The organism is Falsiroseomonas sp. (assembly GCF_030695085.1).
GTDB lineage: Bacteria > Pseudomonadota > Alphaproteobacteria > Acetobacterales > Acetobacteraceae > Falsiroseomonas.
On record NZ_JAUYTS010000056.1, the window covers coordinates 87,742 to 110,133 of the forward strand.

Consider the following 22,392-nt stretch of genomic DNA (forward strand, 5'->3'; position numbering starts at 1 on the left):
GGATATGGGGTGTCAGCGGCGCGTTTCGGTATGGGCACGTAGCCAGATTGCGAAATCACCCTCGGACATGTCATCGGCGGCGAGTTCCAGCACCGCCACTGTGACCATCGGCGGGGGGGCGCTCAGATCCAGTCCATTGGCCATCAGGTACACACCGGCCGCCGCCAGCGCCGCGCGCTTGTTGCCATCCACGAAGGGATGATTGCGGACAATGCCATGTGCATAGGCCGCGGCGAGCACGCACAGATCATGCTCCGCTTCATAGGCGAAGCGGTTGCGCGGCCGGGCCAGGGCGCTGTCCAGCAACCCTTCATCCCGCAGCCCATCCGCTCCACCAAATTGTCGCAGCCCCTCCCGGTGCAGGTAGAGCAGCGCCGGCTTGTCCAGCCAGCGCGGCTCGGTCACTTCGCCAGAGCCGCGAAGGTCTCGCGGTATCTCCGCATCAACTCGCGGCCGAGTTCGAGCTGTGCCTCGGTTTCCCGTGGCATGGTGGTCAGCAGCAGACCGTCGCCGCTCTCCACCACCTGCACCGTATCGCCCTCCGCCAGGTTCATCCGCGCCAGGATGTCCTTCGGCAGGACCAGGCCAACCGAGTTGCCAACGGCGCGCAGCTTCAGGGTGGCCATGTCGAACCCTCCGTTAATACGGAAGTTATAACAGGCCGTCCCGCCCCGTGTCCACTTCCGTGGCTACAGGATGAACTTCGACAGATCCGCATTCCCCGCCAGCGGTGCCACCCGGGTCCGCACGAGGTCCGCATCCACCGAAATGCTCTCGCCGCCCCGGTCCGAGGCGGTGAAGGAGATCTCGTCCAGCAGCCGCTCCATCACCGTCGCCAGCCGCCTTGCGCCGATGTTCTCAACGGTTGCGTTGATCTCGGCGGCGAGGTCCGCGATCGCATCCGTCGCGCCCTCGGTGATGTCGAGCGTGACACCCTCCGTTCCCAGCAGCGCGATGTATTGCTTGACCAGCGAGTGCTCCGGCTCCGTCAGGATGCGGCGGAAATCCTCGCGCGTCAGCGCGGAGAGCTCGACGCGGATCGGCAGGCGGCCCTGCAATTCGGGCAGCAGGTCACTCGGCTTGGCCTGGTGGAAGGCGCCGGAGGTGATGAACAGGATGTGGTCGGTCTTCACCGGCCCATGCTTGGTGGTGACGGTGGTGCCCTCGATCAGCGGCAGCAGGTCCCGCTGAACACCTTCCCGGGACACATCGCCGCCGCGCACGCCGCCTTCGCCGGTGCGGGCGCAGACCTTGTCGATCTCATCGATGAAGACGATGCCGTTGTTCTCGGCGTTGGAGATCGCCTCCCGGTTCAGCGCCTCCTGGTCCAGCAGCTTGTCGGCCTCGTCCTTGGTGAGATGCTGGCGTGCCTCGGCCACCTGCATCTTGCGGGGCTTGGTGCGGCCGCCGAACATCTTGCCGAGCATTTCCTGCATGTTGCCCATCTGCGGCGGCATGCCGGGCATGTCCATCATGCCGATGGGGTTGGATTGCTCGGCCACCTGCACCTCGATCTCCCGCGTCTCCAGGCTGCCTTCGCGCAGCATGCGGCGGAATTTCTGGCGGGTTTCGCCGGCGGCACCTTCGCCGACCAGCGCGGTGACCAGCCGTTCCTCGGCGTTCAATTCCGCCTTGGCCTGGACTGCCTTGCGGGATTGGTCGCGGGTCTGGGTGATGCTGACCTCGATCAGGTCGCGAATGATGCTTTCCACGTCACGGCCGACATAGCCGACCTCGGTGAACTTCGTGGCCTCCACCTTCAGGAAGGGGGCATTGGCCAGGCGGGCCAGGCGGCGGGCGATTTCCGTCTTGCCGCAGCCGGTCGGGCCGATCATCAGGATGTTCTTCGGCACCACTTCCTCCCGCAGCCCGGGGGCGAGCTGCTGGCGCCGCCAGCGATTGCGCAGCGCGATGGCCACGGCGCGCTTGGCGTCGTTCTGGCCGACGATGTGGCGGTCCAGCTCCGAGACGATTTCCCGGGGGGACAGGTTGACCGTTTCCGTCACGATTCAATCATTTCAAGAACGATGTTGCCATTGGTGTAGACGCAGATGCCGGCCGCGATGGCCATGGACCGCCGCGCGATCTCCTCGGCGGACAGGCCATCCACCGGCAGCAGGGCGCGGGCCGAGGCCAGCGCGTAATTGCCGCCGGAGCCGATGCCGATGACCGCATCCTCCGGTTCCAGCACATCGCCCTGGCCGGTCAGCAGCAGGCTGCGCTTGCCATCGGCCACTGCCAGCAGCGCCTCCAGCCGCCGCAGGTAGCGATCCGTGCGCCAATCCTTGGCAAGCTCGACGCAGGCGCGTTCGAGCTGGTCCGGGAAGCGCTCCAGCTTGGCTTCCAGGCGCTCCAGCAAGGTGAAGGCATCTGCCGTCGCGCCGGCGAAACCGGCCAGGACCTTGCCCTGGGCGATGCGGCGGACCTTGCGGGCATTGCCCTTGACGACGGTCTGGCCAAGCGAGACCTGGCCATCGCCGGCCATGGCGACTCGTCCGTCCTTGCGGACGCAGAGGATGGTGGTGCCGTGCCAGCCCAGCGGGTCGTGGCCGGAGGAAGGTGGTGCTTGTGTCGCGTGCATCACGCCCAGATGGCGCGGGCCGGGGCTTGCGGCAAGCGGGGGCCGATCGGCGCCCGCCGAAGCCGTGGACCCCGCGCGCCCTATCGGCTAGTGCAGCGCCATGACGCGCCAAGCCACCATCGCCCGCGCCACTTCGGAAACGAATATCCGCCTGACGCTGGACCTGGATGGCCGCGGCAGCGCCGAGATCGCGACCGGAGTCGGCTTCTTCGACCACATGCTGACCGCGCTGGCCCGCCACGGCCTGCTGGACCTGACGGTGGCGGCCAAGGGCGACCTGCATATCGATGACCACCACACGGTGGAGGATGTGGGCATCGTGCTCGGCCAGGCGCTGCGCCAGGCGCTGGGCGACAAGCGCGGCATCCGCCGCTACGGCCAATGCCTGCTGCCGATGGACGAAGCCCTGGCCGAGGCCGCGATCGATATTTCGGGCCGGCCCTTCCTCGCCTGGTCCGTTCCCTTCCAGCGCCCGAAGATCGGCACCTTCGACACCGAACTGGTCGAGGAATTTTTCCGGGCATTCGCCTTCAATGCAGGCATCACCCTGCATGTGACGTTGAAAGCCGGCAGCAACGCGCACCATGTCGCAGAGGCCTGCTTCAAGGCCGTGGCGCGCGCGCTGCGTATGGCGGTGGAGATGGACCCCCGCACCGCCGGGGAGATCCCCTCCACCAAGGGTTCGCTGGAGGGCTGAGATGAAGCTCTACACCGTGCACGCCGAAGCCCCCCCGCCGCCGGGCCCGGAGGGCTGGCCGGAGCCGAAGGCGCGCCCGCCCGTTCTGGTGCGCGAAGGCTTCTCACTCGCGGCCGCGATCTTCGGCCCCTTCTGGTTCGCCTGGAATCGCCTGTGGTGGGAAGCGCTCGGCTTCCTTGTGCTGACCGTCGCCGCCGGCTGGTTGCTGCCGGAGGCGCTGGCCACAATCGCCGTGCCCGCCCTGCATGTGCTGGCCGGCTTCGAGGCGCGGGACCGGCTGCGCGCCCGCCTCGCGCGCCGTGGCCAGCCCCTGGCCGGCGTTGTCGCCGCGCCTGATTTGGAGATCGCCTGGTTCCGCCTGATGCAGCAGCGGCCGGATCTGGTGCGGGCGGCGCCATGAAGGTCGGGCCATGAGGATCGCCATCATCGACCCCGGCTCGGGCAACCTCGCCTCCGTGCTGCGCGCGCTGGAGCGGGTGGTGGCCGAATCCGGCCGGCCGGCGCAGGTCGCCGTCACCACGGATGCGGCGGAGCTTCGCGCGGCCGATCGCATCGTGCTGCCCGGCCAGGGCGCCTTCGCCGCCTGCCGCCGGGGCCTGGATGCGCTGCCCGGCATGGTGGATGCGCTGGAGGATGCGGTCCTGCGGCGGAAGAAGCCCTTCCTCGGCATCTGCGTCGGCATGCAGCTGATGGCCGAACGCGGCCTGGAACACGGCAACACTCCCGGCCTCGGCTGGATCGCCGGGGAGATTGCGCCGATCGACCCGCGCTTGCCGGATGGCGCGGCGCTGCCGCTGCCGCAGATGGGCTGGAACGGGCTGGATCTGGCGCAGCCCTCGCACCCGCTGCTGGCCGGCATCAGCCCCGGTAGCCACGCCTATTTCGTGCATTCCTACGCATTGGCGGGCGGCGATCCGGCGCAGCTTCTGGCCAGCACCGACTATGGTGGGCCGGTCGCGGCCATCGTCGGGCGGGACAATCTGGCCGGCACGCAGTTCCATGTGGAGAAAAGCAGCCTGGTCGGCCTGCGCATCCTGGCCAATTTCCTGAACTGGGCGCCGGAGGCTGCGGCATGAGCACGCTGCGCGTCGGCAAGCCGGAGATGGCGGTGGAGGTGGCGACCGCGCTGACCCCGCATGATCTGGCCGATCTGTGCGAGGCCACTAACGCCGCCATCATCGAGGGTGGCGGCTTCGGCTGGGTCAGCAGCCAGGACCGTGCCGCGCTGGCGCGGCATTTCCGCGGCGTGCTGCTGGTGCCGGACCGCACCCTGTTCATCGCCCGCCTCGACGGCACCGTGGTCGGCAGCGCGCAGCTGGTCCGCCCGCCGCGCAACAACGAGGCGCAGGCCTTCGCCGCCCAGCTCACCCACGCCTACATCGCCCCCTATGCGCGCGGCTTCGGCCTGGCGCGCATGCTGGTGGACCGCGTCGAGGAACAGGCCGCCGCCACCGGGCTGCGCGTGCTGAACCTGGACGTGCGGGAGACGCAGGAAAGCGCGATCGCGCTGTTCGAGGCGCTGGGCTACACGCGCTGGGGCACCCACCCCGCCTATGCGCGGGTGGATGGCCGCACCGTCGCCGGGCATTTCTACCACAAGCTGCTGGAGCCCGGCCGCGGCCGGTCCACGGACAGCCTGATCGGCGCCAGATAGGGACCACCCATGGGACTGACCTTGTACCCGGCCATCGATTTGAAGGCCGGCCAGGTGGTGCGGCTGAAGCGCGGCGACATGGCGCAGGCCACCATCTACAATGCGGACCCGGCCGCTCAGGCGGCGGATTTCGCCCGCGCCGGCTTCGCCTGGGTGCATGTGGTGGACCTCGACGGCGCCTTCGCCGGCAAGCCGGCCAATGCGGCGGCCGTCACCGCCATCATCGCCGCGGTGCCGGGGCTTTCGGTGCAGTTGGGCGGCGGCATCCGGGACATGGCGACGGCGGAGGCCTGGCTCGCGGCCGGCGTCACCCGCATCATCCTCGGCTCGGCCGCGGTGAAGGACCCGGATTTCGCCCGCGCCGCCTGCCGCGCCTTTCCCGGCCGCGTCGCACTCGGCATCGATGCGCGGGATGGCTTCGTCGCGACGGAAGGCTGGGCCGAGACCAGTGGCACCACGGCGACCGACCTCGCCACCAGCTTCGCCGATAGCGGCGCCTGCGCCATCATCTACACGGACATCGCGCGGGACGGCATGCTGACCGGCGTGAATGTGACGGCCACGGCGGCGCTGGCGCGTGCCGTGCCGATCCCGGTCATCGCCTCGGGCGGCGTGGCCTCGACCGATGACATCGTGGCGCTGAAGGCGGATGGCGTGGTGGCAGGCGCCATCCTGGGCCGCGCGCTGTATGACGGCCGCGTGGACCCGGCGGCGGCGCTGAAGCTGGCGGCGTAGTCTTGCTGGTCACGGTGCTGGAGCTGGCCTGGGCGGCCTGCGCCGTGGTTGCCGCCTGGCTCGGTATCCGGCTCGGCCTGCGCCTGCTGCGGCGGCAGGCGCCCTGGACGGGCGATGCGGCGCTGCTGCGGAACCGCGACGTGCAGGGCCTGATCGGCTTCGGATTGGCGGCCTGGCTGCTGGCCGAAGCATTGCGCCGCATCAACATGGCTTGACCGCAACGCCCGCCCGCCGCAATCAGCGCCCTCGCGCCGTGCACCCTGCCGGGCCGGTGCGGCAAGCGACATGTCGGGATTTTGTCCCCCGTCCCCCTCCGGAGTTGTGCCGGTGCTGGCCCTGCGTGTGATCCCCTGCCTGGACGTGAAGGATGGCCGCGTCGTCAAGGGCGTGAATTTCCTCGAACTGCGCGATGCCGGGGACCCGGTGGAGCAGGCGCGGATCTATGACCGGGAGGGCGCGGACGAGGTCACCTTCCTCGATATCGGCGCCTCGCATGAGGGGCGGGACACCATCCTCGATGTCGTCTCCCGCACCGCGGCGCAGGTCTTCATTCCGCTGACCGTGGGCGGCGGCGTCCGCAGCGTGGAGGATATGCGCCGCCTGCTGCTGGCGGGCGCCGACAAGATTTCCATCAACTCCTCCGCCGTCGCGGACCCGGCGCTGGTGACGCGTGGCGCCGAGGCTTTTGGCAGCCAGGCGATCGTCGTCGCGGTGGATGCGCGCGGCGACGGCAAGGGGGGGTGGGAGGTCTTCACCCATGGCGGCCGCCGCGGCACCGGCATCGACGCCGTGCAATGGTGCCAACAGGCCGAAGCGCGCGGCGCGGGGGAAATCCTGCTGACCTCGATGGACCGCGACGGCACCCGCGCGGGCTTCGACCTGGCGCTGCTGCGCGCGGTGCGGTCGGCCATCCGGCTGCCCATCGTCGCCTCCGGCGGGGTGGGGGAGGCGCAGCATTTCGTCGATGGCGCGGAGGCCGGGGCAACCGGCCTGCTGGCAGCCAGTGTTTTCCACTACGGCCAGATGCGGATCGGCGAGGCGAAGGCGGCACTGGCAGCCGCCGGCCTGCCCGTGCGCCCGCTGGCGGAGTCCGTCTGATGGCCAAGACCGTGAAGCAACCAGCGCTGCCCGCACCGAAGGGTGCGAAGAAACCCGCATCGAAGGGTGCCAAGAAACCCGCGCCGAAGGGGGCCAAGAAGCCCGCCGCGAAGGCCGCCAAGCTGAAGGATGCGGAGGCGAAGCCGGCGAAGCTGAAAGCCGCGAAGGCCAAGCCGGCCGCCAAGCCGAAGGCGGAGAAGGCGCGGCGCAAATCCGCGCGGCTCGTCGCCAGCCTGCCGCTGCCCGGCTCCATCCCCGCGCCGCAGATGCTGGCCCGGCCGCGCGCCCTGGCCGCTGGCGCCGGCGCGCTGGCGCCCTTCAGCGTGGCGGGCGCCGAGGCCGGCATCCTCGATACGCTGTGGCGGACGGTGGAAGCGCGCCGCGCCGCCGGCGATGTCGCCATTTCCCACTCCGCCCGGCTGCTGGCGCGCGGCACCGCCAAGGTGGCGCAGAAGCTGGGGGAGGAGGCGGTGGAATGCGTCATCGAGGCGACGCTGGGCAACCGCGCCGCCACCGTGCTGGAAAGCGCCGACCTGCTGTATCACCTGATCGTCGTCTGGGTGGATGCGGGCATCGCTCCGGACGATGTCTGGGCCGAGCTCGCCCGCCGCCAGGGCATTTCCGGCATCGCGGAGAAGGCATCGCGGCCGAAGGCGCTGGTCCGCGCGGCGAACACCACCAAGCTGCCCTGAACCTACCGCCCCAGGAATCTAGCGCACCAGATCGCGGATGTCGTTGTCGCGCCAGGGCGCGGGCAGGCTGCGCTGCGGGCAGAAGCGGGCGGCGCGGCTCCAGCCATGCGGGCTGGTCTGGCGGAAACTGGTGCGGCTGGTGATCTCGAAGATCACGGTCTCGGTCTCGGCGGCGCCGTCGCGGCCCAGTTCGCGGCAGGCCTGGGTCACGCTGTAGCGGTCCGGGCCAGCCGCCGTGATGGATTGGAATTCGCAAAGATCGCGCGCCCCACCGATGCCGTTGCGCCGCAACAGCAGCAGCGTGGCGTTGGAGGCGCGGCCGCAGGTGGTATCGGCGTTGACATAGAAGCCGCGCTGCAGCGGCAGGCCGCTGGTGGCTGGCGCGGCCGCCGTTGCGGGTGCCGGTGCGGCTGCACGGCCCGGTGCCTGGGTTTGGCTTTTGGCGCCACCCTCGGCGACGGGCGGCTTGGCCTGCGCCATCGCGGCGGGTGCGGCGAGCAGGGCGAGGCCCCAGCCCAGACCCAGGATCATCCATCGCGACATGGCGGCAACCTCCGGAGGGAAGACGCAACCTAACCGGCGACGACGCCCGGCCGCACCTCAACTCCTGGCGCGCTGGCCGCTTGCGCCCGCGCGCCAGCCTCGCCAGAACAGGGTGAACCAGCCTCGGGAGCCTGACGGAAATGCCTGTGACCGGCCTGCCGCCCTACGACCCCGCCAACATCTTCGCCCGTATCCTGCGCCGGGAAATTCCGGCCAAGGTGGTGCATGAGGATGACTTCGCGCTGGCTTTCCACGACATCAACCCGCAGGCGCCGGTGCATGTGCTGGTGATCCCGAAAGGCGCCTATGTCAGCCAGGCGGATTTCGCCGCCCAGGCCAGCGAGGCCGAGATCGTGGGCTTCTGGCGTGCCGTCGCCGCGGTGGCCAAGGCGTTGGGGCTGGAGGCGCCCGGCTATCGCACCCTTTCCAACATGGGCCTGGATGCCGGGCAGGAGGTGCCGCATTTCCATGTCCACATCTTCGGCGGCAAGCCGCTCGGCCGCATGATCGCGGTGGACTGAAGCATGAGCGAGGCCGAGGCCCGGGCGGCGCTGGCCGCCATCGGCAGCCTGCCCGAGGCGGAAATCGATATCGCCGCGGCGGCGCTGCAACTCGCACGGATCGATGCGCCGGGCCTCGACTGGCGGGCAGGCGCCGAGCACCTGACCGCCCTGGCGCGGGAAGCGGTGCAGGCGGCCGCGGCGGACCGGGAGGCCGATGCCGGCGATGCCGCCCGCCGCCGCGCCGTGCTGGCGGAAGTGATCCACGGCCGCTTCGGCTATGGCGGCGACGGCGAGACCTATGACGACCTGGCCAATGCCAATCTGCTGCAGGTGATGGAACGCCGACGCGGCCTGCCCGTGGCGCTCGGCATCCTGTGGCTGCACGCGGCGGAAGCGGCGGGGTGGGAGGCGCATGGCGTGGATTTCCCCGGCCATTTCCTGGTGGCGCTGGCCGGGCGCGGCAAGGTGGTGGTGGATGTCTTCGTCGGCGGCCAGGCGATGGAGGCGCGGGAGCTGCGCGCCACGCTGAAACGCTTCGCCGGCGACCAGGCCGAACTCGGCCCGGCCACATTGGCGCCGATGGACAAGCGCGCGGTGCTGCTGCGGCTGCAGAACAACATCAAGGTGCGCCGCCTGCGCGACGGCGACCTGGCCGGCGCGGTGGCGTGCACGGAGGATATGCTCCGCATCGCCCCCGATGCCGCGCCGCTGTGGCGGGAGGCCGGGCTGATGCACCAGCGGCTGGACCGGATCGGCGCCGCCATCGCGGCGCTGGAGCGTTTCCTGGCGCTGGCGCCGGAGGGCCTCCAGGCCATGCGCGTGCGCGGGTTGCTGGAGGAGCTGCGCCAGCGCCTGAACTGACCCGCCTCAGTTGGTGGCCGGCGCGCAGCTGGTGAAGGTCACCCGCAGCGTCGTGCCATCCCGGGTCGAGCCGCCGGGCGAAAAGGTCTGGATCGAGGCCTGGCTGCCGGCCGGGATCACGCCGGAGCTGATGTTGCCGGATTTGCGGGTGTTGTTGCCTGACAGCTCCACATTGGCGGTGATGCGCACCGGGGCCTGGCCGTCATTGCGGACCGTCAGGAAGATGGAGTTCAGGCCCAGGCTGCCGGTATGCGTCGCCAGCGGGGTGCGCAGGCGGCAGCCATTCATTGTGTTGCCGGAGGACAGCAGGGTCGGCCCCTGCCAGGTATAGGCCTGGGCCTGGGCCTGGGCCATCTGCGGGGCCAGCAGGGCAAAGCCGCCGAACATCAGGGCACCCATCAAGGTCTTGCGCATCGTCTTGCTTTCACTTCCAGCGTTGTCGGGATCGGTCTGCCTGCACAGCATGTCCCGGAACGATGCGCGGGTCGACGTAGTCGTTTCGATGTTGATAATAGGCGATGCCTTGGCCGTCACCGCCATCCGCGGGACCGGCTTGCATCTGCCGGGGGCTCAGGCCTGCTCGCTTGCGGCCCGCAGATCGGCCACGAAGGCGGCGAAGCCATCCGCCTGCGCCTGCTGGTCCGGCAGCCGCAGCAGGTAGCTGGGATGGATGGTGGCGAAGACCGGCTGGCCGCCGAGCGCCGTCACCACCTGGCCGCGGGTCTTCAGCACCGGCAGCTTCTTCCCCGTCAGCGCCGTGAGTGCCGAGGCGCCGAGCGAGACCACCAGGCGCGGCGCCACCGCCGCCACCTCCCGCGCCAGGAAGGGGCGGTAGTAGGTGATGTCGCCGGCATCGGGCGATTGGTGGATGCGGCGCTTGCCGGTGGGGGTGTATTTGAAGTGCTTCACGGCGTTGGTCAGATAGGCCTCGCGCCGGTCGACCCCGGCCTGCGCCAGGGCGCGGTCCAGCAGCCTTCCGGCGGGGCCGACGAAGGGGCGGCCGGCGATATCCTCCTCATCCCCCGGCTGCTCGCCGACGAACATCAGCCGAGCGCCCACCGGGCCCTCGCCGAACACCGGCTGCGTCGCGCGGGCGGCGAAATCCGGCAGGTCGGGGCGGGAAAGCAGTTCCTCCCGCAGCGCGGCAAGCGCCAGGGTGGAATCGGTGGGGGGATCGATCGGCGTCGGCATGTCGCGGACAACGTGCGGCGGCGCGGAAAGCTGCCCAGGCGCCAGGTAACGGGCAAGTTGGGGGCGCGGATTGGGTGCGGCGGCGGCGCGTTCCATCATCTCCGCCACCCGGCGCGGGGCCTCCGCCATCAGGCGCGGAATCTCCGCGGCTTCCGGCAAATTGCGCCAGTATTTGCGCGGCATCTCGGCTCGCATGGCGCCGGGCTTCAGGCGCGCGGGGTTGAAGATGCTGGCGTAGTAGGCGCGCCACAGCGGCTCATACCGGTCCCCTGGCGCACCATCCGGCGGCACATCGGCGCGGCGCCCGCCGGGGCCGAATTGCAACGCCGTGCCGTCCCAGGAAACGCTGCGCCGCGGCGTGACGATGGACCAGCGCAGCGCGGCGAAGCGGCGCAGGAAGAAATCGGCCTCCGCCTCCTCGATATGATGGTCCGGTTCGAACCAGGCGATGTGGCGCGGGCCGTCCTCGGCCTGCACCTCCCGGAAGCGGACGAAGGCGTGCATCTTGTGGGCGTCGCGCCGCACCGCCTTGGCCAGAGCGCCGAGCCGGATCACCGCCGGGTCCGTCGCCGCCTGCATCAGGTGGCGCTCGCCATGGACCAGGCGCCAGAGCAGGCCGTACAGCAGGGCGAAGCGTTCCGGGTCGCTGTGGCGGATGGCGATCTCCGCCTGGTCGAGGAAGGCGCGCGGCACGCTGAAGGGCGCGCCGGAGGGGGGCGGTGCGGGCGCTTCGGCCAGCAGGCCGGGTAGTTCGCCGGCCACCACCCATTCGGCCTGTTCCGGGCGGATATCCGCCGCCACCAGCCCGCGCGCCGCCTGCCGCCAGGCGGTGAAATCCGCGGGGCCGGGTAGCGTCACCGCCACACCCTGCCGCGGAGCCAGGGCCGGCATCAGAACAGCGACATCTGGATGGGCCGCGCCGCGGCGGCGAAGGCCGTCGCGGGCAGCAGCCGCTGGCGTAGCCCGGCGCCGTCCAGCCCGCGCGGCACATGGTCCGCCAGCACCACGAAGGGCAGCACCTTGGCCAGGCTGACGCGCAACCGGCCGAGATCCGCCGCCCGCAGCCGCGTGTGGCGCCGCGCCGCGATCAGCCGGTCCACCGTCTTGGCGCCCAGCCCCGGCACGCGCAGCAGCGCCTCCCGCGGTGCGGAGTTGAGGTCCACGGGGAAGTCCTGGCGGGATTGCAGCGCCCAGGCGGTCTTCGGGTCCAGTTCCAGGTCCAGCATGCCACCCTGCCCGCCGGCCATGATCTCCGCTTGCGAGAATCCGTAGAAGCGCAGCAGCCAATCGGCCTGGTACAGCCGGTGTTCCCGCACCAGCGGCGGCGCCACGGGCGGCAGCAGGCGGGAGGCATCGGGGATCGGGCTGTAGGCGGAGTAGTACACCCGCCGCATCCGGTAGCCGGCATAAAGGTCCGTCGCCGTGCCCAGGATGGCGCCATCATCCGCGCCATCGGCGCCGACGATCATCTGCGTGCTCTGCCCGGCCGGTGCGAATTTTTGCGCCTTTGCCCGCCGGGCGGTCTTCGCCTCATCCTGCGCGCCCTCGATCCGCGTGCGCAGCCCGGCCATGGCGTGCCTGATCCGCCGGAAATCCTTCTCGGGGGCGAGGGATTCGAGGCCCGCGACGGTCGGCAATTCCATGTTGATCGACAGACGGTCGGCATACAGCCCCGCCTCCGCCAGCAATTCCGGCGCCGCATCCGGGATGGTCTTCAGGTGGATATAGCCGCGAAACCCATGCTCCAGCCGCAGCACCCGGGCCACCCGCACCACCTGTTCCATCGTATAGTCCGGCGAGCGGATGATGCCCGACGACAGGAACAGCCCCTCGATCGTGTTGCGCCGGTAGAAGCCGAGCGTGAGCTGCACCACCTCCTCCACCGTGAAGCGGGCGCGCGGCGTGTTCGATGAAGCGCGGTTGATGCAATAGGCGCAGTCGAAGACGCAGGCATTGGTCAGCAGCAGCTTGAGCAGCGAAATGCAGCGCCCATCCGGCGCATAGGCGTGGCAGATGCCGCTGCCCTCCGTGCTGCCCAGCCCGCCCTTCAGGCTGTTGCGCTTGGAGGTGCCGGAGGAGGCGCAGGAGGCATCGTACTTCGCCGCATCGGCCAGGATCTCAAGCTTGCGGAGCAACTCCATCGGGCAGGGCGTCCTGATCAGGTGTAGTTCATGTTATGTTCCTTGTCGGAATCCGCAAGCCCCGTCGCCGTCGCGGGGTTGTGATCGCGGCGCGGTCAGCTGTGGGAAGGTTACCCTGTGCGCACGACGGGACAGGCGCCAATATCCGGGAATGTCTCACCCGCTGGATCGCCCCAAGGTCGAAGTGCCGCCGCGGTCCGGTGGGGGGCAGAGCCTCGCCTCCATCCTGGCGTCGCTGCGGCAATTGGCGGTGGAGGCGCTGGATTCCGGCCATCCGCTGGCCGCCGCGCAGATCGCCGGCACGGCGGACCGGCTGGAGGCACAGGCTTGGCCGCTGCCGCCGCGGCCCGATTACGTGGCGCGCTGAGGCGCCCTTGATCAGATGCCGCGCTGAGCCTCGGCAGCCGCCGTGCTGATGCGCTGCTGCATCGCCAGCAATGGGCGATTATCCGCCAGGCTGTAGAGGAAGGCGTTCTCGGCGAAGGCATCGCGCAGATAATGCCCGGAGGGCGGCGGGCAGCCGGCATAGGTCAGCCGCAGGAACTGCACCAGCAGCAGCGACCGCACCATATGCACCCCCACCAGGTTCCGCAGCAGGATGGTCGATTCCATCTCCCGCTCCAGATGCGTCATCAGGTTCATGGCGGTGAACCAGGGGCCATGGCGCAGCAGGCGGATTCGGTCCGGGTACAGCAGCAGATGCCCGCCCATGCCATGCAGCCGGGCGAGCGGCGTGGCCTCGCCCGGAGCGTCCGCCATGCGTCAGCTCCCGAGCGGTGCGACCTGGCAGGCCAGGCTGCCGCGCCCGGCCCATTCGCCCACCAGCAGGCCGCCGGCGGCGGGCACCGGCAACATGCCGGTCTGGCTGCCGAGCGTGATGACCTCCCCCGCCCGGGGCAGATGGCCAATGGCGAGGCAGCGGTCGCGCCAGGCGGCCAGCAGCTCGGCCAGCGGCACGGCGCCATGCGGGCCGGCATGGCGCGCGACCTCGATGCCGTCCACGGTCAGGCGCATCTCCAGCGTTTCCAGATCCGCCCAGCTCCAGGGGCCGGTGGCGGGGCCGAAGGCGCAGCTGCCGTTGGTGACGCAATCGGCCAGCTTGTCCAGGTCACTGGCCTGGCGATGGTCGATGAAGCGGCTTTCGCAGAATTCGAACAGGATGACGGCATCGGCCATCGCCGGAAGATCGGCCGGCTGCAGCGCCGCGAGCAGGGTGGCGTCCAGCCCCTGGCGCAGCTGCAGCGCCACTTCCAGCTCCATCGCGCAGCCGATCGGCAGGTGCAGCGTGGCGTCCGTGGCGGGCGCGACCGTGGCGCCGGGCAGCGGGCAGGCAATGGCCTGGCCGCGGGTGCGGCCCACCTTCCAGCCGGCAATGTTCCACCCCAGCGCCGCATAGGTCGCGAGCTGGATCGCCTCGGCTTCCGCGATGCTGGCGGGGGCAAGGCCCTCCGGCAGGCCGGGGCAGGGTTCGCGGCGGCCGCGGCGGATATCCGCCAGCAGCGCGGCGGCGCCGGCGATGCGGGATTCGGGGTTGGCGTCGGTCTGGAACATCCTGGCTCTCCTGCCCCGCCTCGTGCTTGCGGATGCTGTGGCGGAGGGTAGAGCCAGGCGGGGCCGTCTGCCCATATGCCGGCGGGCAAACTAGACCGGGCTGCCGTTCCACACCGGAAAGCTGCCGCTGGCCACCGGCAGGCCGGGGCGGCGCCAGGCGGCGCGCCAGGCCACCTGGTCGAACACCATGCCCATATGGACGAACTGGCCGGCCTCGGTCAGCTCGATCCCGGCGACCGCGCCGCGCAGCGCCGGGGCGATCTGCTCCATCGCATGCGCGACCAGATCTTCGCGCGGCACGCCGAGGATGCTGCCGGCCTCGATCGGCAGCGGGCCGAAGGGGGCGGGGGCAAGCGGGGCGTAGCCGGCGGGGGTGGCGAAATCGAAGGGCATGGGAAGGCTCCTCTGGGTCCGGGAAGCCGCTGGCCCCTTCTGGGCTGCCCCTTCTGGGGCGGAGGGTGGCGGTTCTGGCCACGGGCTCGGTCCCCATTAAGCGCACCGAGGATTGAGACGAGGTTAACGCGGGCAGGCCTTTCCGCAGGGGCCGCGATGGGCCATCTGGATCGGCATGAAACGTCGCCTGATTCTTTCCGCCGGCCTCGCCGCACCCTTCTTGGCGGCCGGCACCGCCCATGCCCAGACCACCGACCGCGCGGCGGTGCAGCGGGTGGAGGCCTATCTCAACACGCTGCGAACCCTGCGGGCGCGCTTCCTGCAGGTGGCGCAGAATGGCGCCTCCGCCCAGGGCACGGCGCTGATCAGCCGGCCCGGCCGCATGCGCTTCGACTACGACCCGCCCGAGCCGCTGCTGCTGGTCGCCTCCGGCGGGCAGGTGCTGATGTATGACCGTGAATTGCGCCAGCCCACCGCGGTGCCGGCTTCGTCCACCCCGCTCGGCCTGCTGCTGACGCCGCAGATCCGGCTGTCGGGCGACATCACCGTGGTCGGCACCGACCGCACCGGCGGCTTCCTCCGCATCGGCCTGCACCGCACCGGGGCGCGGGCGGAAGGGCTGCTGACGCTGGCCTTCGCGGAACAGCCGATGGAATTGCGGCAATGGACCGTGCTGGATGCCCAGGCGCGGGAGACGCGGGTGACATTGTACGAGGTGGAAACCGGCATCGCGCTGGATAACCGCCTGTTCGACTTCAACGACCCCCGCTTCCTGGAGGCGGAGAGCACGCGGCGCTGAGCCGGTTTCCGCTGGCCTTTCGCCGGGCGGCGTGCCATAGGGCCGCCCGGGTCTATCCCGGCGACGGCCCTCCTAGGGCCGGGTTCCGGGACAGATCTTCGCTGCGATGGCAGCGGATGCTTTCGCGGACCAGCCGCGCCCGGATGGGGCGATGACGGCGCCTCCGGCCACATGGGCGGCCCTGCTCGCGCCGTCCCCATCGCGCCGTGCCCTTCGGGGACAGGTCGCGGTGGGACCCATGCCGCCCGAGTCGCCGCGCATCCCCGGGGCCCGGCTATTTTTCAGTCCCTTGGGCATCCGTCTTCGTCGCGTTCCGGCCGCCTGTGCGTTCCGCGCCGGGTGGCCATTCGCTGTGGTCCTGCATCCGGCAGGGCCAAGAAGGACGATCCATGTTCGACAAGTATTTCCGCAAGGACATCTCCTGGGGCGGCCAGCTTCTGACGCTGGAGACCGGCAAGGTCGCCCGGCAGGCGGATGGTGCGGTGATGGCCCGCCTGGGCGACACCATCGTGCTCTGCACCGTGGTCGGCGCGCGGTCCGTGAAGCCGGGCCAGGATTTCTTCCCGCTGACGGTGAACTACCAGGAAAAGGCCTTCGCGGCCGGCAAGATCCCGGGCGGCTTCTTCAAGCGCGAAGGCCGGCCGAACGAGAATGAGACCCTGGTCTCCCGCCTGATCGACCGCCCGCTGCGCCCGCTGTTCCCGGAAGGCTTCCGCAACGAGGTCCAGGTGGTCGCGACCGTGCTGTCGCATGACCTGGAGAACAACCCGGATGTCGTGGCGCTGGTCGGCTGCTCCGCCGCGCTGACGCTGTCCGGCATTCCCTTCTTCGGCCCGGTGGCCGGCGCCCGCGTCGCCTATATCGATGGCGCCTATGTGCTGAACCCGACCGCCGCCCAGCTTCAGCTATCCCAGCTCGACCTGATGGTCGCCGGCACCGCCGAGGGCGTGCTGATGGTGGAATCCGAAGCGCAGGAGCTGTCCGAGGACGTCATGCTCGGCGCCGTGGAATTCGGCCACAAGTCGTTCCAGGCGGTGATCCAGGGGATCATCGAGCTGGCCGAGGTGGCCGCCAAGGAGCCCTGGGCGCTGCCCGAGGAAGCCGACAGCGTGAAGACGCTGAAGGCCCGCATTTCCGAGCTCGGCCGCGCGCCGATGGTCGAAGCCTACAAGACCACCGAGAAGCTGGCCCGCCAGAACCAGGTCGGCGCGGTGAAGAAGCAGGTCATCGCGGCGCTCGAGGCCGAGGGCCTGGATGCCGGCGCCGCCAAGGGGCTGATGAAGGCGCTCGAGGCCGATGTGGTCCGCAACGCCATCCTCGACACCGGCATGCGGATCGATGGCCGCGACACCAAGACGGTTCGCCCGATCGTGGCCGAGGTCGGCATCCTGCCGCGCTCGCATGGCTCGGCTTTGTTCACCCGCGGCGAGACGCAGGCGCTGTGCGTCGCCACGCTGGGCACCGGGCAGGATGAGCAGATCATCGATGCGCTCGCGGGCGAATACCGCGAGAACTTCATGCTGCACTACAACTTCCCTCCCTACTCGGTGAACGAGACGGGCCGCATGGGCTCGCCTGGCCGCCGCGAGATCGGGCACGGCAAGCTCGCCTGGCGGGCGCTGCATCCGCTGCTGCCGGAGAAGGACAAGTTCCCCTACACGATGCGCGTGGTCTCCGAGATCACCGAATCCAACGGGTCGTCCTCCATGGCCACCGTCTGCGGCACCTCGCTCGCGCTGATGGATGCGGGCGCGCCGCTGAAGCGCCCCTGCGCCGGCATCGCCATGGGCCTGATCAAGGAAGACCGCGGCTTCGCCGTGCTGTCCGACATCCTGGGTGACGAAGACCACCTGGGCGACATGGACTTCAAGGTGGCGGGTTCGGAGAACGGCATCACCGCGCTCCAGATGGACATCAAGATCACGTCCATCACCTTCGACATCATGAAGATCGCCCTCGGCCAGGCCAAGGACGGCCGCCTGCACATCCTGGGCGAGATGGCCAAGGGCCTGTCCGGCGCCCGCGGCGATGTTGCCGCCACCGCGCCGCGCATCACCGTGATCAACATCAACAAGGACAAGATCCGCGACGTGATCGGCTCCGGCGGCAAGGTGATCCGCGAGATCACGGAGCAGACCGGCACCAAGATCGACATCGACGACGATGGCACCATCAAGGTGGCGGCGACGACGGTGGAGGCGGCCCAGAAGGCCATCGACCGGATCATGGGCATCGTGGCGGAGCCGGAGATCGGCAAGATCTACAACGGCAAGGTTGTGAAGACGGCCGAATTCGGCGCCTTCGTGAACTTCCTCGGCGCCAAGGACGGCCTGGTCCACATCTCTGAACTGCAGAATGAGCGCGTCCAGAAGACCAGCGACGTGGTCAAGGACGGCGATGCGGTGAAGGTGAAGGTCATCGGCTTCGATGACCGCGGCAAGGTGAAGCTCTCCATGCGCGTGGTCGACCAGGCCACCGGCGCCGACATCTCCGAGCAGGTCGGCGCCCGCCGCCCGCGTGAGGATGGTGAAGGCGGCGGCGGCGGCGGTGATCGCGCGCCGCGCGGCGACCGTCCGCCGCGCCGCGACGGTGAGCGCAGCTTCCGCCCGCGCCGCGAAGAAGGCTGACCCTCGCGCCGCGAGAAAGCCCGATCTCCAAGTAATCCGCAGGGGGACCCCTCCCCCTGCGGCAATTTACACGCCATATCCCGGTTACGTGCGCATCTCGGCGCGCGGGACGAACCCCAAAATTGCCCGGAGCCTGAATCCTTGAAGGCCATCAACCCGATCCGCATGGGTGGCGTGGACGTTCTTCCGCTGGTGGAAGGCGGCAAGGGCGTTGCCGTCTCGAATGGTGCGACCTGTGGCGGCTGGGCCTCCGGCGGCGGCGTCGGCACCTTCTCCGCCGTGAACGCCGACAGCTACGACGCGGATGGCAACCTCATCCGCCAGACCTATTCCGGCCGCACCCGCCGCGAACGGCATGAGGAGCTGGTCGCCTACGGCATTGCCGGCGGCATCGCCCAGGCGAAGGAAGCGCATGAACGCTCCAACGGCCAGGGCCGCATCCACGCCAACATCCTGTGGGAGATGGGCGGGGCGGAGCGTGTGGCGCGCGGCATGCTGGATGGGGCCAAGGGCCTGATCCACGGCATCACCTGCGGTGCCGGCATGCCCTATCGCCTGGCGGATATCGCCCGCGACTACGGGGTGCACTACTACCCCATCATCTCCTCCGCCCGCGCCTTCTCCGCGCTGTGGAAGCGCGCCTATTCCAAGACCCGGGAATGGCTGGGCGGCGTGGTGTATGAGGATCCCTGGCTGGCCGGCGGCCATAACGGCCTGTCCAATTCCGAGGATCCGAAGCGGCCGGAAGACCCCTTCCCCCGTGTGCTGAAGCTGCGCCAGCAGATGCGCGAATTCGGCCTGGGCGACGTGCCGATCATCATGGCCGGCGGCGTCTGGTGGCTGGAGGAGTGGGAGGACTGGATCGACAATCCCGATCTCGGCCCTATCGCCTTCCAGTTCGGCACCCGCCCGCTGCTGACCCAGGAAAGCCCGATCAGCGAGGCCTGGAAGCAGCGCCTGCTGACGCTGAAGCCGGGTGATGTCTCGCTGCAGGCCTTCTCGCCCACCGGCTTCTATTCAAGCGCCATCCGCAACGAATTCCTGCGTGAGCTGGAAGACCGCAGCGAGCGCCAGGTGGCCTTCACCAGCGAACCGGTCGGCGACCATGTCGCGGAATACGGCGTCGGCCCGCGCAAGCGGCTGGTCTACCTGACCGCGCATGACCGCGCCCGGGTGCAGGGCTGGGAAGCGGCAGGCTTCATCGAGGCGATGCGCACGCCGGACAACACGCTGATCTTCGTGACGCCGGAGAATGCGCGGGAGATCCTGAAGGACCAGATCGACTGCATGGGCTGCCTCAGCCATTGCCGCTTCTCGAACTGGGCGCAGACGGAGCCGGATTTCTCCACCGGCAAGAAGGCGGACCCGCGCAGCTTCTGCATCCAGAAGACCCTGCAGGACGTGGCGCATGACGGCGCGTTGCATCGCAACCTGATGTTCGCCGGCCACAACGCCTTCCGTTTCGGCAGCGACCCCTTCTATTCGAACGGCTTCGTGCCGACGGCGAAGCAGCTGGTCGAACGGATCATGACCGGCCGCTGAAACCGTGGGGCGCGTGTCCTGCGCGCCCTTCACGCAGCGCTGCCGAAGGCGGTATCCTGGCGCAAGTCTCGGAGGCCTGTCCGCACGCCATGCGAAACCTGCTGCACGCCGTCGACCGCGACCGGTTGGTCGCCCATCTCCGTAGCGCTCTGCTGCGGGAAGTCACGGTGGGTGGGCGGCGCCTCATGGCGCTGGCGGAAGGCACGGGGGCCGATGGCGGCGGCTTCTGCGCCATGCCGGCCAATGCCCAGGCGGCGGAATTGCTGGCCCAGCCGGAAATCCGGGATGCCGACCCTGCCTTCGCCGATGGCGTGCTGGATTTCGTCATGGCCATGGCCGACATGCCGCTGCCATGCCGCCGTGCCGCCGTGGGTGGCATCGATCTGCTGCGCGACGATCCCCGCGATTTCGAGATCCTGACCCCCTACCACCGCTTCACCGGCGATCTCTCGGCCGGGCTGGTGCGCCAGCAGTTGCGCGGCGATGCCAGCGCCCCGCTGCTGCATACCGGCAACCTCGCGGAATTCCGCCTCGGCCGGTACCGCAACGGCGTGGATGTGGAAGACAGCATCCAGGACTGCGCCATCCTCCGGCGCGGCGGCAGCCTGGTGCTGCGCCATGAAAGCCGCATCACGGGCAAGGCCGGCTGGCTGCGCCCGCGCCAGGTGGAAGCCGGCACGCTGCGCTACGATTATGAGATCACCGCCGGATCACCGCTGCTGCGGCTGACCGTGACCTTCACCGCCGCGGCCGGCCAGAGCCTGGCCCGCCTGCGCATCAGCACCGCGCTGGATCAGCTCGGCACCGCGGGGCTGGAGATGGCGGAAGGCCGCCTGGGCAGCCCGACGGCCTGGCGCGACTTTGCCCCACCGCAGGCCGCCGGCCTTTCCCTGTGGGCGGAGGCCACGCCAGTGTCGCATGTGGCGACCGGCCTGGCCGGCTGGCCGCAGGGCGCGCCGGTGCTGCACATCCGCCCGCAGGCGCCGGAGCGGGTGATGAGCGTGAAGGCCATCGCCGCGCGCCCGGCGGCGCTGCATTGGCTGATCCTGCGGCACGGTCCCGTCGCCCTGGCGCCCGGCGCCTCGCTGGTGGTGCGGGAGGATAGGCTGCTGGCCGCCGGCATGATGGCGGAGGATGCCGCGCGGATGATGGGTGCTGCCGCCCCATCCGTCGCGGGGCTGGACCTGGAGCCGCTGCCGCCGCAGGGCGCCGCGCTGAACGCGGTGGCCACCCAGCTTCTGTTCGCCGCCCGCCGATCCTATGGCGTGATCCTGCCGGCGGAGCGGCAGGTGGCGCTGGAGGCCTGGTTCGACCGCCAGATGGCCGCGCTGCTGGCCGGAACCCCCGGGGTGACGGACCTGGCCTGGGCCATCCTGGCGGCGGAGACCCGCCAGCGCGCCGGGGCCACGGCGCCGGTCGAGGCGCTGCTGACCCGGCTGATCGCCCTGCAGGGGGAAGGAGGCGCCTTCGCGGCTGACCTCGCCGGCCATGCCACGGCGCTTCTGGCCCTGGCGCGGGCGCTGGCGCTGGGCGACCCGCTGCAGCTGGCCGGCCCGATCGGCCGGGCATTGGCGGCGATCCGGCCCGGCCAGGTGGAACTGCGCGAGGCCGGGCGGATGGTGATGGTGCAGGGGCTGGTGCTGCAGGGCGGCCGCCCCGGCCCGCTACGTGGCCATGCCGAGGCGCTGGGTCTTTTGGTGCGCGCCGCCGGCACCCTGGCGCTGGTGGCGGAACAGCGGCCGGAGGCACTGCCGCCGGAGGTGGCGGAGCAGGCCCGGGCGCTGCACCGCCAGGTGGTGGCGCTGCTCCGCACCCTGGTGCGCCCGCGCGGCGCGGCGCTGGAGGTGGCACCCTCCCCGCTCGGCGGCGCAACCCATCCGGCGGCGCAGGCGGCGGTGGCGCTGGCGCTGATGGCGCCCGATGCGACGATCCTGCGGCTGCCGGTTCCGGCATGAGGCCAGCCGCCCTGGCCGTGGCCGCGCTGCTGGCGCTGGCGGGCTGCGCCGCGCCCATGCGGCCGGCGGCCCCGCCATCCCAGCCCCTGGTCTATCCGCCGGCGGCGGCGGAACGGGTGGTGCGGCTGGCGCTCGGCGAATGGCGCGACTGGGGCGGCGTGGTGCGGGATGCCTGGCCAGAAACGCCGGACGATGCGGCCGGCCTGGCGCCCGCCGAATCCGATCCTGCGAATTTCCCGCGCGTGCTGGCCTATTGGCGCGCGGTGGAGAATGACGAGGGCGCGATCCGCGCCAACCGCCCGATCTACGCCGCCGCGCTGTCCGGCATGACCAGCACCGCCTTGTGGTCGGAACCCGCCTGGTCGGCGGCCTTCATCTCCTGGGTGTTCCGCTCGGCCGGGGTGGATGCGCGGGAGTTTCCGCCCAACGCCACGCATTCCCTGTACCTGGATGCGCTGATTGCCGATGCCGACGCCTTCCCCGCCACCGCGCCCTTCCGGCCGCATGCGCCCGACGGCTACGCGCCGCGCGCGGGTGATCTGGTGTGCTTCGACCGCAGCCGCGCCCGGCTGGCCCATTGGTCCGAGCGGCGGGCGGAGGCCGGGATCCCGCGGCCGATGCATTGCGACATCGTCACCGGCGTGGCACCGGGTGTGGTGGAGGTGGTCGGCGGCAATGTCGGCGACACCGTGATGCTCACCCGCTACCCGGCCGATGCCGCCGGGCTTCTGGCGCAGGCCCCGCCGGGCCGGGCGCCTATCCTGCTGGTCATGGAAAGCCGCCTCGGCCGCCTGCCGCCTTTCGCACCCTGAACGGGATTTTTGCCAAG

At 70.4% G+C, this 22,392-nt stretch carries 27 protein-coding genes; 16 read left to right on the forward strand and 11 right to left on the reverse strand.

Translation table 11 applies throughout. The annotated features are described in order from the left end of the window. Positions 1-12 precede the first annotated feature (12 nt). The 4 genes from Q8S40_RS06650 to hslV form a co-directional block, all read right to left on the reverse strand. Entirely contained in the window at positions 13-405 is a 393-nt protein-coding gene (locus Q8S40_RS06650; RefSeq protein WP_305669754.1) for a type II toxin-antitoxin system death-on-curing family toxin, read from the reverse strand. Next, positions 402-626 (reverse strand): AbrB/MazE/SpoVT family DNA-binding domain-containing protein, encoded by a 225-nt coding sequence (locus tag Q8S40_RS06655; RefSeq protein ID WP_305669755.1) that lies wholly within the window; start codon positions 624-626, stop codon positions 402-404. The genes Q8S40_RS06650 and Q8S40_RS06655 overlap by 4 nt, the downstream gene beginning before the upstream one ends. A gap of 63 nt (positions 627-689) precedes the next feature. Further along, positions 690-2,006: an ATP-dependent protease ATPase subunit HslU gene (gene hslU, locus Q8S40_RS06660; protein ID WP_305669756.1), complete on the reverse strand. Its 1,317-nt coding sequence runs from the start codon at positions 2,004-2,006 to the stop codon at positions 690-692. Continuing rightward, positions 2,003-2,581, reverse strand: coding sequence for an ATP-dependent protease subunit HslV (gene hslV / locus Q8S40_RS06665; RefSeq protein WP_305669757.1), 579 nt, complete (start codon positions 2,579-2,581; stop codon positions 2,003-2,005). Before hslV ends, hslU begins: the two co-directional genes overlap by 4 nt. Before the next feature lie 100 nt (positions 2,582-2,681). Between hslV and hisB the strand changes: the two genes are divergently transcribed. The 8 genes from hisB to Q8S40_RS25160 all read left to right on the forward strand — a co-directional run bounded on the left by hisB (position 2,682) and on the right by Q8S40_RS25160 (position 7,457). Continuing rightward, on the forward strand, positions 2,682-3,278 hold the full coding sequence (gene hisB, locus Q8S40_RS06670) for an imidazoleglycerol-phosphate dehydratase HisB (RefSeq protein ID WP_304812445.1): 597 nt from the start codon (positions 2,682-2,684) through the stop codon (positions 3,276-3,278). Position 3,279: 1 nt separating this feature from the next. Continuing rightward, the gene (locus tag Q8S40_RS06675) at positions 3,280-3,678 is read left to right on the forward strand and encodes a DUF2628 domain-containing protein (protein ID WP_305669758.1); all 399 of its coding nucleotides are present in this window, start codon (positions 3,280-3,282) and stop codon (positions 3,676-3,678) included. Positions 3,679-3,688: 10 nt separating this feature from the next. Next, positions 3,689-4,354 carry an imidazole glycerol phosphate synthase subunit HisH gene (gene hisH / locus Q8S40_RS06680; protein WP_305669759.1) on the forward strand — a complete coding sequence of 222 codons (666 nt, stop codon included), beginning with the start codon at positions 3,689-3,691 and terminating at the stop codon, positions 4,352-4,354. Continuing rightward, on the forward strand, positions 4,351-4,932 hold the full coding sequence (locus tag Q8S40_RS06685) for a GNAT family N-acetyltransferase (RefSeq protein WP_305669760.1): 582 nt from the start codon (positions 4,351-4,353) through the stop codon (positions 4,930-4,932). The genes hisH and Q8S40_RS06685 overlap by 4 nt, the downstream gene beginning before the upstream one ends. Positions 4,933-4,941: 9 nt before the next feature. After that, positions 4,942-5,667, forward strand: coding sequence for a 1-(5-phosphoribosyl)-5-[(5-phosphoribosylamino)methylideneamino]imidazole-4-carboxamide isomerase (gene hisA / locus Q8S40_RS06690; RefSeq protein WP_305669761.1), 726 nt, complete (start codon positions 4,942-4,944; stop codon positions 5,665-5,667). 2 nt (positions 5,668-5,669) lie between these two features. Further along, positions 5,670-5,882: a hypothetical protein gene (locus Q8S40_RS06695; RefSeq protein WP_304812439.1), complete on the forward strand. Its 213-nt coding sequence runs from the start codon at positions 5,670-5,672 to the stop codon at positions 5,880-5,882. 112 nt (positions 5,883-5,994) lie between these two features. Continuing rightward, a complete protein-coding gene (hisF, locus tag Q8S40_RS06700) occupies positions 5,995-6,765 on the forward strand; it encodes an imidazole glycerol phosphate synthase subunit HisF (RefSeq protein WP_305669762.1) in 771 nt (256 codons plus the stop codon). Next, entirely contained in the window at positions 6,765-7,457 is a 693-nt protein-coding gene (locus Q8S40_RS25160; RefSeq protein WP_371136811.1) for a phosphoribosyl-ATP diphosphatase, read from the forward strand. The genes hisF and Q8S40_RS25160 overlap by 1 nt, the downstream gene beginning before the upstream one ends. A gap of 18 nt (positions 7,458-7,475) precedes the next feature. Here the strand turns inward: Q8S40_RS25160 and Q8S40_RS06710 are convergent, their stop codons facing one another. Further along, on the reverse strand, positions 7,476-8,000 hold the full coding sequence (locus Q8S40_RS06710) for a hypothetical protein (protein WP_305669763.1): 525 nt from the start codon (positions 7,998-8,000) through the stop codon (positions 7,476-7,478). A 140-nt stretch (positions 8,001-8,140) separates the two neighbouring features. On the opposite strand from Q8S40_RS06710, the gene Q8S40_RS06715 reads away from it, so the two are divergent. Next, entirely contained in the window at positions 8,141-8,521 is a 381-nt protein-coding gene (locus Q8S40_RS06715) for a histidine triad nucleotide-binding protein (RefSeq protein ID WP_305669764.1), read from the forward strand. Positions 8,522-8,524: 3 nt separating this feature from the next. Then, a complete protein-coding gene (locus Q8S40_RS06720; protein WP_305669765.1) occupies positions 8,525-9,364 on the forward strand; it encodes a SirB1 family protein in 840 nt (279 codons plus the stop codon). 6 nt (positions 9,365-9,370) lie between these two features. Here the strand turns inward: Q8S40_RS06720 and Q8S40_RS06725 are convergent, their stop codons facing one another. The 3 genes from Q8S40_RS06725 to Q8S40_RS06735 are packed head-to-tail and all read right to left on the reverse strand — an operon-like array spanning position 9,371 to position 12,696. After that, complete coding sequence (locus Q8S40_RS06725) at positions 9,371-9,904, reverse strand: hypothetical protein (protein ID WP_305669766.1); 534 nt, start codon at positions 9,902-9,904, stop codon at positions 9,371-9,373. 30 nt (positions 9,905-9,934) lie between these two features. Next, positions 9,935-11,446, reverse strand: coding sequence for a UdgX family uracil-DNA binding protein (locus Q8S40_RS06730; RefSeq protein ID WP_305669767.1), 1,512 nt, complete (start codon positions 11,444-11,446; stop codon positions 9,935-9,937). Further along, positions 11,446-12,696 carry a putative DNA modification/repair radical SAM protein gene (locus Q8S40_RS06735; protein WP_305669768.1) on the reverse strand — a complete coding sequence of 417 codons (1,251 nt, stop codon included), beginning with the start codon at positions 12,694-12,696 and terminating at the stop codon, positions 11,446-11,448. The genes Q8S40_RS06730 and Q8S40_RS06735 overlap by 1 nt, the downstream gene beginning before the upstream one ends. Positions 12,697-12,847: 151 nt before the next feature. Between Q8S40_RS06735 and Q8S40_RS06740 the strand changes: the two genes are divergently transcribed. Then, on the forward strand, positions 12,848-13,063 hold the full coding sequence (locus tag Q8S40_RS06740; RefSeq protein ID WP_304812421.1) for a hypothetical protein: 216 nt from the start codon (positions 12,848-12,850) through the stop codon (positions 13,061-13,063). An 11-nt stretch (positions 13,064-13,074) separates the two neighbouring features. Here the strand turns inward: Q8S40_RS06740 and Q8S40_RS06745 are convergent, their stop codons facing one another. From Q8S40_RS06745 to Q8S40_RS06755, 3 genes are all read right to left on the reverse strand, one after another. Further along, entirely contained in the window at positions 13,075-13,455 is a 381-nt protein-coding gene (locus tag Q8S40_RS06745) for a hypothetical protein (protein ID WP_305669769.1), read from the reverse strand. Between the two features lie 3 nt (positions 13,456-13,458). Then, positions 13,459-14,247, reverse strand: coding sequence for a hypothetical protein (locus Q8S40_RS06750; RefSeq protein ID WP_305669770.1), 789 nt, complete (start codon positions 14,245-14,247; stop codon positions 13,459-13,461). Positions 14,248-14,337: 90 nt separating this feature from the next. Further along, positions 14,338-14,640, reverse strand: a complete 303-nt coding sequence (locus Q8S40_RS06755; protein ID WP_304812415.1) for a hypothetical protein — start codon at positions 14,638-14,640, stop codon at positions 14,338-14,340. A gap of 175 nt (positions 14,641-14,815) precedes the next feature. Here Q8S40_RS06755 and Q8S40_RS06760 point away from each other — a divergent pair, with 175 nt between their 5' ends. The 5 genes from Q8S40_RS06760 (at position 14,816) to Q8S40_RS06780 (ending at position 22,375) form a co-directional block, all read left to right on the forward strand. Beyond that, complete coding sequence (locus Q8S40_RS06760) at positions 14,816-15,439, forward strand: outer membrane lipoprotein carrier protein LolA (RefSeq protein ID WP_304812412.1); 624 nt, start codon at positions 14,816-14,818, stop codon at positions 15,437-15,439. A 389-nt stretch (positions 15,440-15,828) separates the two neighbouring features. Next, positions 15,829-18,066, forward strand: a complete 2,238-nt coding sequence (pnp, locus tag Q8S40_RS06765) for a polyribonucleotide nucleotidyltransferase (protein ID WP_305669771.1) — start codon at positions 15,829-15,831, stop codon at positions 18,064-18,066. Between the two features lie 141 nt (positions 18,067-18,207). Continuing rightward, on the forward strand, positions 18,208-19,608 hold the full coding sequence (locus Q8S40_RS06770; protein WP_304812406.1) for a nitronate monooxygenase family protein: 1,401 nt from the start codon (positions 18,208-18,210) through the stop codon (positions 19,606-19,608). A gap of 89 nt (positions 19,609-19,697) precedes the next feature. Next, positions 19,698-21,563, forward strand: coding sequence for a hypothetical protein (locus tag Q8S40_RS06775; protein WP_305669772.1), 1,866 nt, complete (start codon positions 19,698-19,700; stop codon positions 21,561-21,563). After that, positions 21,560-22,375, forward strand: a complete 816-nt coding sequence (locus Q8S40_RS06780; RefSeq protein WP_305669773.1) for a DUF2272 domain-containing protein — start codon at positions 21,560-21,562, stop codon at positions 22,373-22,375. The genes Q8S40_RS06775 and Q8S40_RS06780 overlap by 4 nt, the downstream gene beginning before the upstream one ends. The last annotated feature ends 17 nt before the right edge of the window (positions 22,376-22,392 follow it).

Excerpts from the sequence above, each read along its gene's own strand:
- Q8S40_RS06710 (WP_305669763.1), bottom strand. The coding sequence starts at position 8,000 with ATGTCGCGATGGATGATCCTGGGTCTGGGCTGGGGCCTCGCCCTGCTC.
- pnp (WP_305669771.1), top strand. The coding sequence starts at position 15,829 with ATGTTCGACAAGTATTTCCGCAAGGACATCTCCTGGGGCGGCCAGCTT.
- Q8S40_RS25160 (WP_371136811.1), top strand. The coding sequence starts at position 6,765 with ATGGCCAAGACCGTGAAGCAACCAGCGCTGCCCGCACCGAAGGGTGCG.
- Q8S40_RS06760 (WP_304812412.1), top strand. The coding sequence starts at position 14,816 with ATGAAACGTCGCCTGATTCTTTCCGCCGGCCTCGCCGCACCCTTCTTG.
- Q8S40_RS06715 (WP_305669764.1), top strand. The coding sequence starts at position 8,141 with ATGCCTGTGACCGGCCTGCCGCCCTACGACCCCGCCAACATCTTCGCC.
- hslV (WP_305669757.1), bottom strand. The coding sequence starts at position 2,581 with ATGCACGCGACACAAGCACCACCTTCCTCCGGCCACGACCCGCTGGGC.
- Q8S40_RS06740 (WP_304812421.1), top strand. The coding sequence starts at position 12,848 with ATGTCTCACCCGCTGGATCGCCCCAAGGTCGAAGTGCCGCCGCGGTCC.
- Q8S40_RS06675 (WP_305669758.1), top strand. The coding sequence starts at position 3,280 with ATGAAGCTCTACACCGTGCACGCCGAAGCCCCCCCGCCGCCGGGCCCG.
- Q8S40_RS06780 (WP_305669773.1), top strand. The coding sequence starts at position 21,560 with ATGAGGCCAGCCGCCCTGGCCGTGGCCGCGCTGCTGGCGCTGGCGGGC.
- hisA (WP_305669761.1), top strand. The coding sequence starts at position 4,942 with ATGGGACTGACCTTGTACCCGGCCATCGATTTGAAGGCCGGCCAGGTG.
- Q8S40_RS06725 (WP_305669766.1), bottom strand. The coding sequence starts at position 9,904 with ATGGCGGTGACGGCCAAGGCATCGCCTATTATCAACATCGAAACGACT.
- Q8S40_RS06655 (WP_305669755.1), bottom strand. The coding sequence starts at position 626 with ATGGCCACCCTGAAGCTGCGCGCCGTTGGCAACTCGGTTGGCCTGGTC.
- Q8S40_RS06750 (WP_305669770.1), bottom strand. The coding sequence starts at position 14,247 with ATGTTCCAGACCGACGCCAACCCCGAATCCCGCATCGCCGGCGCCGCC.
- Q8S40_RS06755 (WP_304812415.1), bottom strand. The coding sequence starts at position 14,640 with ATGCCCTTCGATTTCGCCACCCCCGCCGGCTACGCCCCGCTTGCCCCC.
- Q8S40_RS06735 (WP_305669768.1), bottom strand. The coding sequence starts at position 12,696 with ATGGAGTTGCTCCGCAAGCTTGAGATCCTGGCCGATGCGGCGAAGTAC.
- Q8S40_RS06685 (WP_305669760.1), top strand. The coding sequence starts at position 4,351 with ATGAGCACGCTGCGCGTCGGCAAGCCGGAGATGGCGGTGGAGGTGGCG.
- Q8S40_RS06720 (WP_305669765.1), top strand. The coding sequence starts at position 8,525 with ATGAGCGAGGCCGAGGCCCGGGCGGCGCTGGCCGCCATCGGCAGCCTG.
- Q8S40_RS06775 (WP_305669772.1), top strand. The coding sequence starts at position 19,698 with ATGCGAAACCTGCTGCACGCCGTCGACCGCGACCGGTTGGTCGCCCAT.
- hisH (WP_305669759.1), top strand. The coding sequence starts at position 3,689 with ATGAGGATCGCCATCATCGACCCCGGCTCGGGCAACCTCGCCTCCGTG.
- hisB (WP_304812445.1), top strand. The coding sequence starts at position 2,682 with ATGACGCGCCAAGCCACCATCGCCCGCGCCACTTCGGAAACGAATATC.
- Q8S40_RS06730 (WP_305669767.1), bottom strand. The coding sequence starts at position 11,446 with ATGCCGGCCCTGGCTCCGCGGCAGGGTGTGGCGGTGACGCTACCCGGC.
- Q8S40_RS06745 (WP_305669769.1), bottom strand. The coding sequence starts at position 13,455 with ATGGCGGACGCTCCGGGCGAGGCCACGCCGCTCGCCCGGCTGCATGGC.